Below are 18254 nucleotides of genomic sequence, written 5' to 3'. Positions count from 1 at the left end.
GGCCCCCACCGCATCGCGCGGTGGGGGCCCTCGGCCGTTGTGCGGGCGTTCTGCCGGGTGCGCGGGGTCAGCCCAGATACGGCTCGTAGTCCCAGTACGGGCGGGTCCGCTGGCGGGCCGAGAGGGTGTGGTGGTGCTGGGCGCCCAGCGAGCGGGTGAACCGCTCCAGGGCGTCGCTCTCCAGCGCGCGGGCCTCCTCGCGGCGCCGCAGGGAGCGCAGGTCGCCGGAGTGGGCGACCATGCACGAGAGGGTGAGGGGGTGGTCCTCGCCCAGCACCCGGCGGGAGCGCTCCAGGGTGTCGCGGCTCAGCTCGTAGGCGTCCTCCAGGGCCTCGCTGAAGTTGCGCCCGCCGCTGGTGTTGAGGGCGCAGCCGAGCGTTGCGGGGTGGTCGGCGCCCAGCAGGGTGGTGAGACCGGCCAGCGCCTGCTCGAACATGTTGAGCGCGCCGTCGCGTTCGCCCTCCGCCTGGAGCACCAGTCCGGCGTTGGACTGCATGGCGGTGGGCACCGGGTGCGCCGGGCCCAGCAGTGCGCGGAAGGCGTTCTCCGCTTCGGTCAGCAGCTCGCGGGAGCGGTCCAGATCGCCGTGCTCGCGCAGGAAGTTGCCGTAGTCGGTCAGGAGCGACAGCGTGGAGTAGTGGGTGCGGCCGTGCACTTGCTCGTGCTGTTCCAGCAGGATGGCCATCGCGGTGGCGAGATCCTGTCGCGGGGCGCCCGCCCTGCGCTGGCACAGCAGCAGATTGTGCCGGGCCATCAGGGTCTGCGGATGCTGGGCGCCCAGCACCTGGAGGTGCAGCCGCATGCCGAGTTCCTGGCGGGCCAGCGCCTCCTGGTAGCGGCCCATCAGCCGCAGGTCGCGGGCGCAGGCGTTGCCGGAGGCGAGGGTGTTGGGGTGCCGGGCGCGCAGCACCTGCTCGCGTTTGCGGAGGGTGTCCAGGTCTGTTTCGTACGCCTCCTCGTAACGTCCCAGCAGCCGCAGGCCGACGGCGAGATTGTGCTGGGCGAGCAGGCTCGTCCACTCCTCGGGGCCGTACAGCCGACGGGAGACCTCGACGACCTGCTCCTGCAGGTGCAGCGCTTCGTCGTACTGGCCGAGCAACCGCAGATCGGAGGCGAGGCTGCTGGTGGCCTCCATGACGGCCTCCTCGTGGGCACCGTCGGCCTGCGGCATGTCGCGCAGCCGCTCCAGCCTGACGCTGTCGAGGGCCTGCGCCTCGCGGAAGCGCCCGCCGCCCCGCAGCAGGTTGCCCTGGAGGGTGGTGAGAACCAGCAGCTGTTCCGCCGTGGCGTCCAGGAAGGTCTCCCAGCCGGTCCGGATGCTGTCGGCGAGCTCGGCGCCGAGGGTGTACTCCCCGCTGGAGTAGCAGTAGCGCAGGCAGTTGAGCAGCATCTCCTGGACGCGGCGGTCCTTGCTGGCGGGCGCGGACGAGGCGAGCAGATGGGGCAGCATCTCCGCGTACCGGCCCCACTGGCGGCTGTCGTTGGGAGTGCCCGGATCGGCCTCGACCAGCAGCCGGTGCACCGTGTCGCGGTAGACATCGTTCTGCCGGCCCTGCGTCAGCTCGCCGATGACGCTGTGGACGACCTGGTGCATGTGTACGGAGTCACTCTGGTCGCCGTCACCGACCGAGGGGGTGCGGGCCTCGCGGGTGAGCACCGAGTAGTTGACCAGGGAGTCCAGCGCGCGGGTCCAGCCGGAGCGGTCGCTGCTGAGCCAGCGCAGGTTGTCGGGCAGCTCGGCGGCGGGGATGCCCCGGGCGAGGCCCAGGGGGATGCGGCCGGGTGCGAAGACCGCGCACAGCGAGAGCAGTTCCACGGCGCGCGGCTCGGACTTGCGCAGCTTGTTGAGCAGCATCGACCAGGAGGTCAGGGACGAGTACGGGTAGTCGTCCGGCATGGTGTTCGTCTCCAGCCGGGTGAGGCCCACGCCGCGCACCATGCGCAGATACTCGGGGACCTCCATGCCTTCCTCGCCGAGCCAGGACGCGGCCTGTGCCAGCTGGAGCGGCAGGTCCTGGAACTCGCCTGCCACCTGGTCGGCCTGCTCGACGGTGATGTGCGGGGCGCGGCGCATCAGATAGCCGGTGGACTCCGCGCGGCGGAAGGCGCTGATCTGCTTGATGTCGGTGATGGTCCGCCAGCTCTTGTTGCGCGAGGTGATCAGCACATGTCCGCTGCCGCCCTGCGGGAGGTAGGCGGCGGCGTCCTCGGGCTCCTCCCAGCCGTCGAAGATCAGCAGCCACCGCCCGGACGGTTCGTTCCTGCGCAGCGCCTCTCGTACGGCACGCACCCGCTCGCCGACCTCGCCGGAGCTGTCGAGTCCGATGTGGGCTGCGAGCGAACTGAAGGTGTCCCGCTGGGTGTTGCGCTGGTCGCAGTTGACCCACCAGACCACGTCGTAGTCGGGCGCGAAGCGGTGCGCGTACTCCGCAGCGATCTGCGTCTTGCCGATGCCCGCCGTACCGACCAGGGTGCAGACGGCGGCGCCGTGCTCGGCGTCCATCAGCCGCTGCTGGAGATCGCCGAGGATGACATCGCGCCCGGTGAAGCGGGCGTTGCGGCGCGGCACCTCGCCCCAGACCGCGGGCGGGTCGTTGGGGTAGCGGCTGGCGTGGCCCGGCTGTGGGACGGGGACGCGGCGGGGGCGCAGTCCGAGCCTGTTCAGCAGCCGCCGCTCGGCTTCCTCCTCGCCGACGCCCCACAGGTTGACGGGCTCCAGCACGGCGGTGGCGGGCAGCAGTTCGCGGTTGGTGAGGTTGACAGCGGCGAACCGCTCCGCGTGCTCGGCGACATAGCCGCGCAGCACGGCGTTCCAGTCGGACTCGGTGCGCGGGCCGAGCTGGAGGAAGACGTCGCTGATGACCAGCAGTACGCGTCCGGAGGCGAGCTGGAGGTCGCCCAGCGCCTCATCCAGCGGCTGCTCGCGGTCCGGGTCCCAGCGCTGCAGCGTGGTGCGATGTCCGTGGCTCTCCAGCTTGTGTGAGATCCAGTTGCCCCAGCTGCGGTGATAGCCGGGAAAGACCACCACGAAGTGCTCGGACTCCCCTCCGGGCGCCCCGCCCCGAGCCGGTTCCCGCTGAGCGACCATGCTTGCGTTCTCCCTCGTCCAGCAGCCGCCGCCGCCCGCTGGACGGCGTGTACGGCGAGATTACCCAAAGTGACGGTTGGTGAGCCTGCCGACTGCGCCTTCTGTGTGGTGTGCGCCGGCTGCTTCCGTGTGCTGTGCGCCGGCGGAGGCTGCTGCGTCTCCGGCGGCGGCCAGCCCGGCCGGTGAGCGCAGCCGCTGGTACCGGTGGCGCATGCCCTCCACGAACTCTGTGCCCTGGCGGGTGAGTTGGCCAGAGCCCAGAAGGAGGAAAAGAGCGTGGTCGACCTGGGCCCCGTAATCGGCGGCGCGGCGCCTGGCAGCAGCGCGCTCGGCGGGCGTGGCGGAGGCACGGCGGGCCAGCCTGCCCCACAGGTCGGCGAGGGCCAGATGCGCGTAGGTGCCCTGCACGACGGCGCCCAGCGGCCGCGGGTCGCTGCGCCAGCCGACGCGGTAGACGGCCTCAGCGGACTCGCTGTTGAGCTGCACGACACCGCCCAGCACGGCCAGCTTGCTGTGCTGCACCTCGTGGACGAGGACCTCGGCCATCTCCTCCGGCGTCTGCGGAAGGGTCGTCAGCACCGCCCAGGGCGCGGCCAGCCGGGTGGCGCTGGCGCGGCCGTCGGGCTTCCACAGGACGGGCACGACCGCGCGGACCAGCGTCGCCACCTCGGTGGCCCGCTCGGGGTCGGCTTCGCGGAGCAGGTCCAGCGCCCGCGTCCACAGCTCCCGCCACTCGTACGCCTCCTCCGGAGCCGTCACCCTGGCGGGCAGCAGCCCTGCCAGTCCGGCGCGGCCCGTCTCCTGGGCGAGGTGCGGGTCCTGGTCGTCGAGGAGGGCGGGGGCGCCCGGGAGCGGGCCGAGTGGGTTGAGCGGGTTGAGCGGGTGCCAAGGTGGCGGTGTCTGCGGGCCCCGTAAGCCCTCGCGGGGCAGAGAGGTCGGCCGTCCCTCCTCCGGGACGAAGGTGACCGTGTCGCCCCTCGCCTCCATCCGCACCCGGGAGGCCGGAGTCGCCAGCGAGCCCAGGCCCGGGAGGGTGAGGCGTTCGTCATGGGTGGTCAGGACGGTGCGGAAGTCGCAGCCCGCAGCTGTGGCGACGGCGGCGGCGAGCGTGCCCAGACCGGCCAGCGCCGCCACGAAGCCGTCGCCGGGCGGCGCCGCGAGCGCGCCCGCCAGCCAGTTGCCCGCGGCGGGGTAGCCGAGGGCGTGGCGGGCCGCTGCGGAGTCGTGGTGCTCGGCGTCCTCGAGCAGCGCCCAGTGGTCGCGGAAGGCACGGGATGCCGCGGCGGGCAGCCGGGCGCGCTCGGCGCGGGTCAGCAGCGTTTTGAGCAGGACGAGGCGCCTGCTGTGCAACCATCCGTCCAGCGCGGCGGCCTCCCCCGGCACCGGCCGTGTCTCCCCCAAGCGGCGCAGCTGAGGACCCGGTAGCTCAAAGGGGTTCATGGCGGCCCACGCTGTCTCCCGGACCAGGAGGCGGGCCGGAGGTGCCGTGGATCGAGCCGAAGGTTGACCGGATCACGCCCCGTTTCCCGGCCGCCCGGGCGGTGTTCGGCTGCGCGACGCCGGAGCGCCGCAGCCTGCCGCCGCCGCTGTTGGTGCCCGACGAGCGCCACACCCGGGACAGCTCCTCCGGGGTTTGCAGCGCACTCTCCACGGCGGCAGTGACGGCGGGATCGTCGCAGGTCCTGAGCGCGCGCAGGGTCACACCCGTCAGATCGGGCAGAGGCGGCGGCGGTGCGGCGTCGGGCCCACGGCCCGGGCTGCGGGACGCGCCCTCGGTCCGCTTCGGCACGCTCTTCTCCTCCCTAGGACCCCACCAGGGGGCGGTAACACGGATGATGTCTCTTTCCCGGGGCAGGTATCCGGAAACACGAGCGAATGGCGATGCGCCCGCATTCGGCCGGTCCTCACCTTCCTTTGCCCACGGCATCGGTGCCTCCCCCCGTTCACCGCGTGGTCCGCCCTGCTCAGCCCGTCAGTTCGGCAACCCGGTCCCTGGTGTCCCGTACCTCGGCCCAGGGGACGTCCGCGAGCCGGCCGACCAGCAGCTGCCATTCGGCCTCCGCCGCGCGGTAGTCGGCCAGCGCGTCCTGTGTACGCCCCTGGGAGCGGTGGAATTCGGCCCGGCCGTGCAGGGCTCTGGCGGCGGTGACGGAGCCGTGCTCGCGCGCGCCGGCCAGCTCGTCCAGCGCCTTGGAGAACTCGGCCACGGCCTGCTGGGACTCCGGTGCAGCCGCGGGGAAGAGCTCCCTGGCCCGCCCCAGCCGCAGCCACGCCTGGGCGCGCGCCTCCGCGTCGGCGCCCTGGCGTGCTGCCTGTTCCAGCAGATGGCAGCCCTCGTACAGGTCGGGCAGGAAGCTCTCACGTTCGTAGCGCAACAGCAGGACACGGCCGAGCAGCAGCGCGGCTCTGGCCACCGTCGGGCTGCCGGACGGTGCGCGGGTGAGGGCCTCGCGCAGCAGGCCCTCGGCACGGCCCAGGTCGCCCGCTTCGGTGAGCAGCATCTCGCCCCATTCGATGAGCAGTTCGCCACGCTGTGCGCTGTCGCGCTCCGACAGCTGTTCGGCCTCCCTGTACGCCTCGGCCGCCGCCTCCCAGTCGCCGGCTTCGCGCAGCACGCGGGCGCGCTCTCTGGCGCAGCGCAGCCGCAGCCCGGAGCGCTCGCCAGCGAGGGGCCCGGCCTGTGCCAGTACATCGAGACGCTCCTGCGGCGGGGCACCGCTCAGCCGCAGTGCGGACGCCAGGTCCAGTAGGGCGCCGCAGCGCTGTGCCCTGGCCTCGTCGCCGGGACCTGCGTCGGGTGCCGCACCGGCCGGCGGCGCGCTCCCGGACGGTGCGGGGGACTGGGCCTGTGCAGGGGGCCGGCCCGGTGCGGCCGGCTGGGCCTGGGCGGCGGCGGGGGCGCTGGAGGGCTCTGGGGACCCGGGGGCGCGGTCTGCCAGCATGTCGCTCGCTTCGCGGAGTTCGCCGACGGCCTCGGTGGCCGCCCTTTGGCGGTGTTCGGGTGCGGTCAGGGCCAGCGCCAGCAGCACCCGGCCCAGCCGGAGTTTACGGGTGCGTTCGGCGTCCGGCGGCAGTGACGGGTCCGCCGTGTCCCCCGCCGCGGGGGTGGTGCGGCCCGCCAGTGAGCGCAGCAGTCCTTCGGCGCGCAGCAGATGCCGGGTGCCGCCGCGCACCTGCCACAGCGAGTGTTCGACGCCGGCGCGCTCCAGCAGCGAGCCGGGTTCGTTGTCCGTCAGCAGTTCGGCGGCGTCCCGCAGCAGGGGCTCGGGGCCCTGCGGGCTGCGCCGTACGGCCGCCGTACCGGCGAGTGCGTGCAGCACCTGGCCCAGCACCAGCCGGGCCCGGGAGCTGTCGCGGTCAGCGGCGCGTGCCGCCTCGCCGACCGAGCGGGCGCGGTGCAGCAGTTGGGCGTCGCCCTGGGAGCGCCACTGGCGCAGCAGCCGCTCGGTCTCGGCCACCTGGTCGGCCGCGGTCTGCTCGGGCAGATAGAAGCGGACGACTTCGGCGGGGATGGTCGCGAACATCTCGTCGCCGTCCTCCGCCTCGTCCGGTTCAGCGCCGTCCCCGACGGTGCTGCCGGGTTCGCGGCCCGGACGCTGCTCCGCCTCGGCGCGGCCGGTGAGCTGGGCGACGGCCATGGCGGCGAAGTTGCGGGTGCCCCTGCCGAAGCGCTGCGCCACATAGCCGGACAGGTGTTTGAGGATGAGCACGGCGGCGCCCTGGTCCAGGGACTGCAGCAGCAGCTCGCGGACGCCGGGCGCGAACGTATAGCGGGGGCCGTGCAGCCGCCCCCTGCGGCAGCCCGCCGGGTCCGGCTCGTCCTCCTCCTCGGGCAGCCTGGTCAGCAGCCCGGACAGCAGCACCTCGGCCAGCTCCATCGGGCCGGTGTCCGGCAGCATCGCCTCCTGCACCAGATGGATGACCGGCAGCAGCAGCGGCACCACGGACAGGTGCACGGCCAGATCGAGGGCGCCGGGTGAGGCGGTGTTGCGGAAATCGCGCAGCAGAGTGCGGGCCGGCACGCCGCCCGCCGGGGTGCGGGGCGGGGGCATCGCCGGGTGCCGGCGCAGCACCCAGGCGGCGGCGCCGGCGACCGCGCGCTCGCTGTCGGTGCCCAGCAGCCGCGCCCAGTTGCCCAGCGCCTCGGGCGTGGGCAGCAGCACCGGCACCGGCACCGCGTCCGCCGGCGGAGGCGGGCCGTAGCTGTCCGGCTCGAAGGTGACGCGCCCGCCCGCGCCCCGGTCGCGCAGCAGCAGTCCTGGTTCGGCGGGCAGCGCCGTACGCGGCCACAGCCGGGGCGGCAGCGGCTGGACGACGGCCAGCGGGGAGCGGCCCGACCAGTGGTGCAGCAGCCGCTGGGCCCGGCCGTCCTGCCACAGCGCGCCCACGCAGTCGCTGACCACGAGGGTGAGGCGGCGTCCTGTGGTGTCGCGGTACTCGTCGGCGGGGCGCAGCCGGGCGGGCCCTTCGACGGGTCCTGTGCCGATGAGCGGGGCGCCGTCCCTGGCGCGGTGCAGATAGCGCACCTGGACGTCGCGGAAGGCGCCGAGCTGTTCGAAGGTCTGCCGCAGCCGCTCCAGGGTGGGCTGCCATACGGACGCGGTGGGCGAGGCGTCCATGATGAGCTGGATCTCGCTGTAGCGGCGGACCTCGGTGCCGAAGACGGGGCGTACCGCGGTGGAGCGGGCGCTCAGGTCGGCGGTGGCATCCTCGTCCAGTCCGCCGAGGGCGGGCGGCAGCGGCGGGCGGTAGCCATGCAACGGGCGCAGCGCGTGCTGGAGTTCGAGCAGTCCGGACAGCGCCCCCGCCGCCGGTGCCCGCACCGGGAAGCCCGCCGGGGGTGACCCGCCGTGTCTGCGCGGGGCGAACAGGGAGACCGGAGCTGTCCTTTCCGGGGCCGGATGGGCTGCTCCCGGCTCGGTGGCGTCGTGGTCCTCGGCTGGTGGCATGGGAGGCTCCGGCTGCGGCGTCCGGTTGCCTTGATAGCCGGGGCCGGTGGAGCCCGCGTCGGGTCCTCCTCCAGCGCGCCCCACCTTGAAGCGGGCCAGCCACAGCGCCTCGGCGATCTCCTCGGACGACGGGTCCCAGCCCGCCGCCCGCAGCCGGGCCACCAGCTCCGCCACGTCCCGCACGGACCGCTGCGGCGGCCACGAGCCGGCCGTGGACCGCGCGTGGTCCGGGGGTTGCCGCGGCGGGGTCGACGCCGCACTCATGTGACTGTCACCTCGGGCGGTCGAGGGGGCGTAGCAGCATCTCGGCGAGCCGGTCGCGGGTGACCCGCTCGACGCCCGAGGCGCGCTGTGTGAGGAACAGGGCGTTGAGCAGCTGGTCGGTGGCGATCACCTGTCCCGGCTCGCGGCGCAGGAACCGCTGGACCAGTTCGGCGCCCTCTTCCAGGGCCTCCTCCCCCAGATGTGCCGAGACCATCGCGGCGAGCTGTTCGTCACCCGGTGGTTTGAGGTCGAGCTGGATACATCGGCGCAGCAGCGCGGCCGGGAAGTCGCGCTCCCCGTTGGAGGTCAGCACGATGAACGGGAAGACCGTACAGCGCACCTTGCCGCCCTCGATCCTGACCTTGTCGCCGTCCGCCGTCAGCACCTCGGTGACCGGCTCGCGGTCGGCGATGCGCTCCAGCTCGGGGATGGTGAACTCGCCGTCCTCCAGTACGTTCAGCAGGTCGCTGGGCAGGTCTATGTCGCTCTTGTCCAGCTCGTCGACGAGCAGCACCCGGGGCAGCGCCACACCGTCAGGACCGGCCGGCCGCGCGGGCAGTAGTGCCGTACCGAGCGGGCCGAGGCGCAGATACGACCCGATCGGGGGACGGGCCGGCGGAGCGCTGCTGTCCGCGGCCACGGCGCGGTCCAGCTGGACGTCCTGGAGCCGGCCGATGGCGTCGTAGTGGTAGAGCCCGTCGTGCAGCGTCGTGCGGCTGACGATGGGCCAGCGCAGCACCCGGCCCAGGCCCAGCTCGTGCGCGACCGCGTGCGCGAGGGTGGACTTGCCGGTGCCCGGGTTGCCGGTGACCAGCAGCGGACGGCGCAGATACAGCGCCGCGTTGACGGCCTCGACCTCCTCGGGGCGCGGATGCAGGCTCTCCACCAGACGGCGCCTGGCGCCCAGCCGCCGGGCGGTGTCGGCGCCTTCGGGATCGTCGCCGCTCGCCCCGCCCGGGGAGTCGGGTCCGGTGCCGGCGCCGGTGAAGTCACGCCACGGCGGCGGTTCGGGCAGCTCGCGCACACCCTCGTGCGGCACGCCCGCACCGCGGTAGATGCGCCAATCGCTCACGGTGAGCTCCTCTACGGTGTCGGCGGCCTGGGTATGAGCGGTGGTTCGCGCAGCGGTCCGTCCCCCGAGGTTCTGTGGGGCGGATCGTAAAGCAGGACGATATGCCGTGCCCAGGCCGACGAGGGATCAATTGGCGCCGTATTGATGCCACTTGACTCGGCCGTGTCGTCGGTCAGGTCGGCGTTCCTGTTGCGCAGTGTCCGGATGTGCAGCGGCAGCCGCCGCACCGATTGTGCCTCGCGCAGCAGTTCGGCGGCGCGCTCGTGGAACTCGGCGCAGTCGTCGTGGTCGTGCTCGTCGCTGTAGGAGTGCCGCCACAGTGCCACGGCGTGGCCCGCGCCGAGCGCCGCCGCCATGGCGCGGGCTCCCGGGCCGCTGCCGGTCCGCGCGCAGTACACCGGCACCGCGCCCAGCGGCGCCGCCAGCAGCCGCCCGTAGGCGGCCTGACCGCCCTCGGGCGCCGGCGCCGCGTGCCCCGAACCCGGCACTTCGCGGCGCAGCGGCACCGCGTCCAGGGGGCCGTCCAGCACGGCGGCGGCGCGGCTGCGGTACTCGGGAGTGAAGCCCTGGTCCTTGCGGGTCCGGTCGCGCACCACCACCAGCCTGCGCTGGCCCAGCGGCAGAGTGTGCGGGTTGAACGGGTCGGACGGGTCGTAGGGCCGGGCCCGCCAGGCGTCCACCGGCTCGTCGAACAGCGCACGCGGCAGCAGGAACTCCACCGCGGCCAGATGGTCGTCCACGTCGCCCTGGTCCAGCGCCTGCGACAGCGCCCCGCGCACGGCCTCCTCCAGCCGCGAGCGTGGCACGTCCTCCCGGCTCTGCTCGATGGTGACCTCCTCGCGCTCGCCGTCCTCGGCCGGGGCACCGCTCCCGGCGTCCCCGAGGGCCGTACCCGTTACGTCCCCCGGATCCGCGGCTTCCCCGCCCAGCGGGTCTTCCCGGTCGGCCGAACGGACCAGCGCCACCCGCCAGCCGTGCCGCCCCGAGCCGTAGATGTCCGGCTCGATCTCCACCAGCACATCCGCACGCGCCGCCGACGCCGGGCGATGGCCGTCCAGTACGCCGGGGACGCGGGAGCGGATCACATCGTTGAGCAGCGTCCGCGCCGTGCGCTCCACCCACTCGCGCAGATCGGCCAGCGCGCGGACCGCCCGGGGCGTACGTGCCCTGCCCGACCGGGTGAGCGCTGCGGTCACCTTCGCGGCGTACAGCACCACCGCCTCCAGCGCGAGGTCGGGGGACGGCTCCTCGTCCGTCGTGCTGTCGTCCCGCGGGTCGTAGAGCAGCCCGGCGCCCTCCCGCCAGGAGCGCGGGTCGTGGTCGCGCAGCGTGTAGGGCCAGCGGAGCACCATGTTCCGGGCCTCGTTGGCCAGTTGCAGCACCTGGCCGGCGCCGGTGGGCGGCTCCACCTCGGCGAACAGTGCGTACAGCTCGGCCCGCCGGTCCACGGTGAACCCGTAGGCGGGCTCCCCGCCGGAGGGGCCCAGCCGGGCGTGCTGCCGGTGCCAGCTGTGGCCGAATCCGCTGTAGCGCTTCAGATGGTGCCTGTCGTGCGCGGCCAGCACCTCGTGCAGTACGCGGGCGCCGCGCGGCCCCGCGTCGCACAGCTTGCGGAGTGCCGTGATGGGGGTGGCCAGCCCCGAGCCCGGCCTGCGGCCCGCGCCCTTGCTGACGCCGAGCACCGTGCCGCGCCGCTGGTCGAGCACGGGCCCGCCCGAGCAGCCCTCGGTCAGCTGGTCACCGCTGAGCATGAGCGGGCGGCCGACGACCCCGGTGGCCTTCCCCAGGCCGGTGAAGAACATCTGCTCGCCCCTGACCTCGGCGGGCGCCCAGCCGTAGAGCCCGATGTCGGCGGGCGTCAGCACCGAACGGTCGCTCAGCCAGAGGCAGTCGGCGTCCTCCGCCCCTGGGACGCGTACCAGCGCCAGGTCCGGGAAGGGCCAGGGGGACGGCGGCGCCTGAGGGTCGTCGGGCAGCGGCAGCCCGAACGCCAGCTCGCCGAGGAGGACGGTGCCGCCGGGCCCGCCGGGCCCGCCGGGCCCGCCGTCGACGCTCTCCGGCCAGCCGGGGCTGCCGAGGTCGGCACCGGTCAGGTCCGCCGCGCCGACGGCAGCTGCCGCACCGGTCGTGGCGGCGTTGTCCGCGGTGTCCCCGATCGTGATGCCGATGGCGCGCTCCCCCCTCCACACGGGTGCGGCACCCTTGCCGACGACATGGGCGCACGTGAGGACCCATCCGGGCGCGACGAAGAAACCGCTCCCCCAGAACGCTCGCCGGTTCCTGTCGCTGCGACGGCTGTCGTCGCTTGTCCCGCTGCTTGCGTCGTACCCCTCGGGAGGTGCACCGATGCGCACGACGGATGCGCGAACGGAGTCGGCGAGGTTCGCGGGGGCGTTCATACGGCACAGAGCGCGCACTGCAGCACGCCGAATCGTGGCCCCCCGCGTCGCGCGGCCCGCACTCCTGTCACAGCGCTCCCCCTCTACGCCCCGCTCCCCCGTGGCTTCCCTGTGTGAGGTGTATGAGGTAGCAGGCTAGTCGCCTGGTGTGACGGACGGGAGAGCAGGGTCCCTCAACGCGATGCGGCAGCACGGGACTTGGGCGCTCACCCGACCCGGCGGTGCGGTGTGCGCTGTGCGCGCGGGTCACTCGCCTCCTGAACTTTGCGTGCTCGGGGCACTCGCCGCTGGGCCGTTCGCCGACGCCGGGCCGTTGGTGGCGGGGCCGTTCGTCGTGGCGTCCGGCTTGCGCCAGGTGAGGGTGACGGAGATCGACCCCTTGGCCTCTCCCTCGGCGAGGACGGCGGCGAGTGCCTTGCCGGACTTGACGGCCAGCTCGACGCCGAACGTCGCGCTTATCTCATCCGGCTGTGCGTGCCTGGCCGCGTCCAGTACGGCGGAGCCCACGCCGCCGATCACCTCGTTCAGCTGCTGGGCCCGCGCCAGGAGCTGGTCGCGGATGCCGACGTCGTCGTAATCGAACTCATCGGCGCCCTGAGGGACTTCGTCCCCGTCCAGTACATGCACCCGGGCCAGCACCGTCTCCCCGCCCGGCAGCGTGATCTCCCGGATCTCCTGCTCCATATGCCCCTCGCTTCCCGCTCGGCCCTGCTCTCGCCCCAACTCCCGCCCCGCCATCCCAACGTGCCCTGCGCGGAGACATATTGAACCCCGCGCGGGGCGGCGGCGCGACCGCACAGAAACCCGGAAGCCCGGAAGAGTACGCTGCCAGGGAGCGGGGGCGGGCAGGAGTCAGCCGTCGCCCGTGCCGGAGTTCTGCGTCCCCTCTCTGCCGGGCTGCTCCGTACCGCCATGCCGGCCGCGCAGTACGACGCCGATATGGGCCGCCGCGGTGGACAGATGGCGGCGCACCTCGCGCAGTTGGGCCTCGCTGACGCCATGGTCGCGGGCCGCGTCGCGCACATCGTCGCGGAAGCGGTCCAGCAGGCGTTCCAGGTCGCGCGCCGGGTCACCCGTGGAGTCGGGCAGCGGCGCTTCGGACTCGGCGTGGGGCTCGGCGCCGGCCGGGTGCGTGCCGTCCTCCGCGGACCGGTGCGGGCCGCCCTCCGCGGACCAGGGCGGTGTCCGGCCGGTGAGATCGCCGGTGAGCCGGCCCAGGTCGCCCATCTCGCGGGCCAGTTCGGACATGCCGTCGCGGACCGCGCCCGGCCAGTCCCCCGTGCGCATTCGTTGCTGCACCTGGTCCTGCACCTGGCGGGCGATCCGCCGCACCTCGGCCAGCGCCTCGGTGTGTGCCTCGCGCTCCTTCTTCGCCTGGCGCTTGGCCTGCTGGGCCTCTTCCTTGGCCTTGCGGGCCTGCTCCTTCCACTCGTCCTTGGCGCGCCGCATCTCCTCCTTGGCACGCCGCCACGCCTCCTTGTCCCCCCAGACGCCGTCCCAGCCGGCCCCGAAGCCGTCATCCCAGCCGGAGGGTTCGCCGGTGCCGGAGGCCGCGCCTGCGCCGGGACGAGCGCGGCCGCCCTTGGCCCGGCGGCGGGCGTTCCGCGCCTGCTCCTGCATCTCGCGGCGCAGGTCGCTGGCGGTACCGCTGACGTCCTCCCGGATGTCGGCGGCGAGCGCGGCCACGGAGTCGCGGATCTCGACCTCCAGCTCGGCCAGTTCGGCCTGCCGGCCGGCCAGTTCGGCGCGGCCGGCCTCGGTGATCGAGTAGACCTTGCGGCCGCCCTCGGTGGTGTGGCTGACCAGGCCCTCGGCCTCCAGTTTGGCCAGCCGGGGATAGACGGTGCCGGCGGACGGCGCGTACAGCCCCTGGAAGCGCTCCTCCAGAAGACGCATCACTTCGTAGCCGTGGCGCGGTGCCTCGTCGAGCAGCGCCAGCAGGTAGAGGCGCAGACGGCCGTGTGCGAAGACGGGAGGCATGTCACAGGTCCTTCGCCGGAGAGGGGTTGCCGAGGTTGCCGGGGGGCTCGGGCGGATGCGGGCCGCTCGTCGGCGCGGCGTCCCGGGCGGGGCCGTCTGGATCCGCCGTGGACGGGGAGCCGTCGCCGGCATCGGGCAGGTCGTCCACGTCATCCCAGGGGCCCACATCGTCCCCGCGGCCCAGGTCGTCCGCCGGGTCGTCATCCGGTGGGCGGCGGAGGACGGCGACGCCGCCGGAGACGTTGACGGCGTGCAGGGCGCCGCGGCCCTTCCCGAGGATTCCGGTCACCTGGTGGGCGCCCCAGTCACCGCCGGTCGACAGCTCGTCGAAGGCGCTGGAGACGGCGCCGCCCGCGGTGGAGGCGTGCACCGTCAGATCCGCGTCCTCGGGCAGCCTCAGCGCCAGCTCGCCCGAGACGCTGGAGAGCCGGATGTTCGCGCGCTCCCCCGCGCGGGGCGACCGCAGATCGAGGATCATCGCGCCACTGACCGAGTCGGCCTTGATCTTGGAGGCCGAAGCGTCGATGCACGTCAGATCGCCGGAGACGGTGGAGAAGTGCAGTGATCCGGAGAGCCGTTGGGTCTCCACATCGCCCGAGACGGTCTCGGCATGGACGGGTCCGGTGAGCCCGACCAGCGTGGTGCCGCCCGAGACTCCGGCCACCCGGGCACGGCCGCGCACCCCGGAGACGACGGCGCTGGCCCCCACCACGCCGACCGACAGCGCGACAGCCGCAGGGACCCGCACCGACACCTCCACCTCGCGCCGCCAGCCCTTGCGGTCCAGCCACTTGAGGAAGCCGCGCCAGGGAAGGTCCTCGTAGGCGACGACGAGTCTGCCGTCCTGGTGCTTCACCTCGAGCGGCGGGCCCTTCACCTCGCCGATCTCGACCCGGGTGGTCGTATCGGCGGTGCCGACGACGTTGACGGTCCCGTTCACCACCCGGACGTCCAGTTCGGTCACCGGGTCGTCGAACTCGATCCGCCGCGGCTCGGTGATCTGCCACGAGCGGTCCTCGGGTGCTGGCACCACGCCTCCCAGGCTCGGGCGCTGCGGCGTACGGGCACACAGCAGCACCGCGGCACGACGGCGTTAGGCCACAAGACCACAAGGCCACACCGGCATACGGCGCTACAGCACCCGGACACGCAACGACATATCGCGTCTCGATGCAGACACGATATGTCGCGTATCGCGATATGCGCAAGCCTTGTGTTTCCCGCCCAACGGCGCCGCCCCGCTCCTCGCCGCCTCATTTCTCGCCCATTACGCCTGGTCGCTCAGTCCTCGTCCTCGTCGTCCAGGCGCGCCAGCCAGGTCGCAAGCCGCTCCACCGGCACCTCGAAGTCCGGGTTCAGATCGACGAAGGTCCGCAGCTGCTCGGACAGCCACGCGAGAGAGACCTCTTCCTCGCCGCGCCGCTGCTCCAGCTCTTCGATCCCACGGTCGGTGAAGTACACGGTTCTGCTCCTGGTCGGATACGTACATCGAATGCGTACATCGGATACGTACAGGGGGTAGGCGCGGCCGGGCGCCTCCGCCCCAGGGTATGCCGGTCCGGACGCGCTCCGAGCCGGGCCGGGGCCCGCATCCGCCCTCGTCAGCCGCGGTCAGCAGTAGTCAGCCGCGCCGTTTCACCGCGTCGGAAGCCGCGCCGACCGCTGCGCCGAGGACGATCAGCAGGATGCAGGCGTATATCTCGTAGCCGTCGAGAAAGCCGAGGCGATGGACCAGCGTCCACAAGTGGAAGCGTCCGCCGGTCAGTTCGTGCAGGATGCCGCCGACGCCCTGCGCGATGAGGAGGAAGGAAACGAAGCCGAGAAAGTTCTTCATGGCAGCAGGCTGACCGGCCCGGGGCCGCCCGGGGATCGGGCTTCGGCCTCGGCCGGGGCGACGGAAGTCTGCGATTCGCGCGCCGCTGTCATACCGAAGTAGCTGCCTCCCGGCCGGCGGCCCCGACAGCCGACCGCGCGCCGTAGATTCGCCGCATGGGGCTGATGGTGCTGCTTCGGTCCGGCCGTGGGACGGGACGTGTCCGGTCCGGCCGTGGGACGGGACGCGGAATCACCCGCGGAAAGTGGCCGTTCGGCCGTGCGGGCGGGGCGGCCGGCCGCGCGGTGCGGTGGCTGCGGCGAGCTGGACAGCGCGCGGGGAACGTGGACGTAAGAGCGGGGCGGGGGAGGCGGCGCGGGGCGCGGGAGTGGGCGGTGGACATCGGCGCCTTCCTGTTCGCCGGGTCCTTCCTGGTGCTCAGTGCCGACTCGGTGGTGATCGACCCGGGTACGTCTCAGACAGCCCTGTTCCTGGACCAGTTGGCGGGCGGTCTGGCGTGTGCGGCGCTGTTCGCGCGGCGACGGCTGCCGGTGCCGCTCGCCGTCGTACTGCTGCTCGCGGAACCGTTCTCGCACTTCATCACCGGCCCGATCCTGGTCGCGCTGTTCACCGTCGCGGTGGACAGGCCACCGCGGGCGACGGCGTATGTGTCGGCCCTGGCGTTCGCGCCGGTGCCGGTCTTCCTGGCGGGCGGACCGGCGGCCGACGATCCGCGCACCTCGTCGGCCCTCACCTACTTCGCGCTCCTCGCCGGGGCGATCGGCTGGGGCCTGTACGTACGCTCACGGCGTCAGCTCGTCGCCTCGCTGCGCGAGCGGGCCGTACGCGCAGCGGCCGAGGCGCGGCGGGAGGCGCGGGAGGACATCGCGCGCGAGATGCACGACGTACTGGCACACCGGCTCTCGCTGCTGAGCGTCCATGCGGGCGCGCTGGAGTTCAACCCGGGTGGCGCCCCGGACCAGGTGGGACGGGCGGCGGCCGTCATCCGGGAGAGCGCGCACCAGGCGCTGGACGACCTGCGGGAGGTCATCGGCGTACTGCGCGCACCGGAGGACGGCAATCGCCCGCAGCCGGTGCTCGCCGACGTCGAACAGCTGGCCGCCGAGTCCCGGCAGGCCGGCGCCCGCGTCACCCTCGACATGGAGGTGACGGGTGGTCCCGAGGGGTCGCCCGCGATAACCGGCCGTACGGCGTACCGCATCGTCCAGGAGGGCCTGACGAACGCCCGCAAGCACGGCGCGGGCCCCGACACCCCGGTCCTCGTCACCGTGCGGGGCGCTTCCGGCCAGGGCCTGACGGTCGAGATCCGCAACCCCGCACAACGGGAGGGCGCACAACGCGACGGCGCACAACGGGAAGGCGCGCAGTGGGGCAGGGTGAGCGCCCCCTCCGCAATCCCCGGCGCCGGGCAGGGCCTCATCGGGCTGACAGAGCGCACCCTCCTGGCGGGCGGCACCCTCGAACACGGCTGGGACGGCCCCGACTTCCGGCTGTACGCGACCCTCCCCTGGCCGGGCTGACGGAGCTGGACGCGGCCCGCCGGAGCCCTCCCCCTGCCCCTTTTCCGGATCAGGCACCGATGGACACCTGCCCGACTGCGCGACGACGTTTTACGTACGCGACGGTCAGCACGGCCAGTAGCGGCCCCCACAGGATCAGCGGCGTATAGCAGACATAGAACGAAGCCGTCGCCCAGCCGCCGACCTCGGTCGGGGAATCGCCGGGAAGGTCGTCGCCTCTGACCGTCGTCCCCATGGCCTCGGCGACGGGAGCCAGGAGAGTGAACAGGAACGTGAGGAGGGCGGCCCCCGTCGCGGCCGGGACGACCGCCGCCTTCACCGGGACCCGGCGGCCGCGCAGCAACGGGATCCAGCCCGGGAACACCTCGCCCCAGCGGGCGATCAGACCGTACGCGGTGAAGGCGAGCACCTCGGACAGCACCGACAGGAAGACGACGTACGCCCGCTCTCCCGCCCCGATCCCGCGGTCGAACGCGGCCGGGAGCCGCCACAGGCTGGAGGGCAGAACAGCCAACGGCACGGCGCAGGCGGCGAGCCGTGTCCGCCGGGAAACCCCTGCGACGGGCTCGTGGGCCACCCGCCATGCGGCGCGGAGCCGTCCAAGGGGGCCAGGGGTGGTCTCTCCGACGGGTACGGGCAGCTGCATGTGCGGTCCTCGGTTCCGGTGGGCTCGGGCAGCCCGTTCGGTCCCGACGATCGCGGCAAGTCGGGCGCAGCGGATCGCCCTCCGGACCGAACCTGCTCCGCCGCGCAGCCGAGGCAGCGACGCGAGGATGCGACCGGAGGCGGACGCCGGAGCCCCCCAATTCCGGACACAGTGTGTACAGATGATCTCGCTGAGGGTGTACGGGGCGGGGTGCTGATGTGGGTGGGATGTGAGGGCGCCCATAGGAGCCAGATCACTTACGAGCGGACTTCGTAGCAGCGCGCTGCCCTGACCTGACCTGGGCGGAGAGGCGCGAGGCGGGGGCGCTGTCTGGATTGCCCCGATTCTGGATCGTACGTCACATATTTGCCGGGATGGGGAGCCGGTTCCCAGGGTGGGTGCCAGGTCGCGACGAGACCGGGACGCAAACCCCCCTGCGCCCCCGGTACGCGGCCGGAACGTCCCCCCTCATGGAAGGCTCTCCGCTCGCATGCGTAACGCT

The 18254-nt window shown here is 73.3% G+C and carries 13 protein-coding genes; 1 reads left to right on the top strand and 12 read right to left on the bottom strand.

Going from position 1 to position 18254, the window contains the following annotated elements; translation table 11 throughout:
• Positions 1-67: 67 nt before the first annotated feature.
• From fxsT to ITI46_RS25455, 11 genes are all read right to left on the bottom strand, one after another.
• Complete coding sequence (gene fxsT / locus ITI46_RS25505; protein WP_209242192.1) at positions 68-3088, bottom strand: FxSxx-COOH system tetratricopeptide repeat protein; 3021 nt, start codon at positions 3086-3088, stop codon at positions 68-70.
• 60 nt (positions 3089-3148) lie between these two features.
• A complete protein-coding gene (locus tag ITI46_RS25500; protein ID WP_209242190.1) occupies positions 3149-4489 on the bottom strand; it encodes an aKG-HExxH-type peptide beta-hydroxylase in 1341 nt (446 codons plus the stop codon).
• A gap of 25 nt (positions 4490-4514) precedes the next feature.
• Positions 4515-4877 (bottom strand): hypothetical protein, encoded by a 363-nt coding sequence (locus tag ITI46_RS25495; protein WP_209242188.1) that lies wholly within the window; start codon positions 4875-4877, stop codon positions 4515-4517.
• A gap of 175 nt (positions 4878-5052) precedes the next feature.
• Positions 5053-8301: an SAV_2336 N-terminal domain-related protein gene (locus ITI46_RS25490; RefSeq protein WP_209242186.1), complete on the bottom strand. Its 3249-nt coding sequence runs from the start codon at positions 8299-8301 to the stop codon at positions 5053-5055.
• A gap of 7 nt (positions 8302-8308) precedes the next feature.
• The gene (locus ITI46_RS25485; RefSeq protein ID WP_209242184.1) at positions 8309-9373 is read right to left on the bottom strand and encodes an AAA family ATPase; all 1065 of its coding nucleotides are present in this window, start codon (positions 9371-9373) and stop codon (positions 8309-8311) included.
• Between the two features lie 11 nt (positions 9374-9384).
• Positions 9385-11772: a VMAP-C domain-containing protein gene (locus tag ITI46_RS25480; protein ID WP_209242182.1), complete on the bottom strand. Its 2388-nt coding sequence runs from the start codon at positions 11770-11772 to the stop codon at positions 9385-9387.
• A 246-nt stretch (positions 11773-12018) separates the two neighbouring features.
• Positions 12019-12456 (bottom strand): CU044_2847 family protein, encoded by a 438-nt coding sequence (locus ITI46_RS25475; protein WP_209242180.1) that lies wholly within the window; start codon positions 12454-12456, stop codon positions 12019-12021.
• A gap of 168 nt (positions 12457-12624) precedes the next feature.
• A complete protein-coding gene (locus tag ITI46_RS25470) occupies positions 12625-13752 on the bottom strand; it encodes a helix-turn-helix transcriptional regulator (protein WP_209242178.1) in 1128 nt (375 codons plus the stop codon).
• Between the two features lies 1 nt (position 13753).
• Complete coding sequence (locus tag ITI46_RS25465; protein WP_209242176.1) at positions 13754-14782, bottom strand: DUF4097 family beta strand repeat-containing protein; 1029 nt, start codon at positions 14780-14782, stop codon at positions 13754-13756.
• Between the two features lie 251 nt (positions 14783-15033).
• A complete protein-coding gene (locus tag ITI46_RS25460) occupies positions 15034-15213 on the bottom strand; it encodes a DUF6104 family protein (protein WP_209242174.1) in 180 nt (59 codons plus the stop codon).
• A 160-nt stretch (positions 15214-15373) separates the two neighbouring features.
• The gene (locus tag ITI46_RS25455; protein ID WP_209242172.1) at positions 15374-15586 is read right to left on the bottom strand and encodes a hypothetical protein; all 213 of its coding nucleotides are present in this window, start codon (positions 15584-15586) and stop codon (positions 15374-15376) included.
• A gap of 374 nt (positions 15587-15960) precedes the next feature.
• On the opposite strand from ITI46_RS25455, the gene ITI46_RS25450 reads away from it, so the two are divergent.
• Complete coding sequence (locus tag ITI46_RS25450; RefSeq protein WP_307808321.1) at positions 15961-17106, top strand: sensor histidine kinase; 1146 nt, start codon at positions 15961-15963, stop codon at positions 17104-17106.
• 49 nt (positions 17107-17155) lie between these two features.
• On the opposite strand, the gene ITI46_RS25445 is transcribed toward ITI46_RS25450, so the two are convergent.
• A complete protein-coding gene (locus ITI46_RS25445) occupies positions 17156-17752 on the bottom strand; it encodes a hypothetical protein (RefSeq protein WP_209242170.1) in 597 nt (198 codons plus the stop codon).
• Positions 17753-18254: the final 502 nt, after the last annotated feature.

It is taken from the genome of Streptomyces oryzae, from assembly GCF_017676365.1.
In the GTDB taxonomy this organism is placed as follows: Bacteria; Actinomycetota; Actinomycetes; order Streptomycetales; family Streptomycetaceae; genus Streptomyces; species Streptomyces oryzae.
This window is presented reverse-complemented; position numbering and strand designations above follow the sequence as displayed.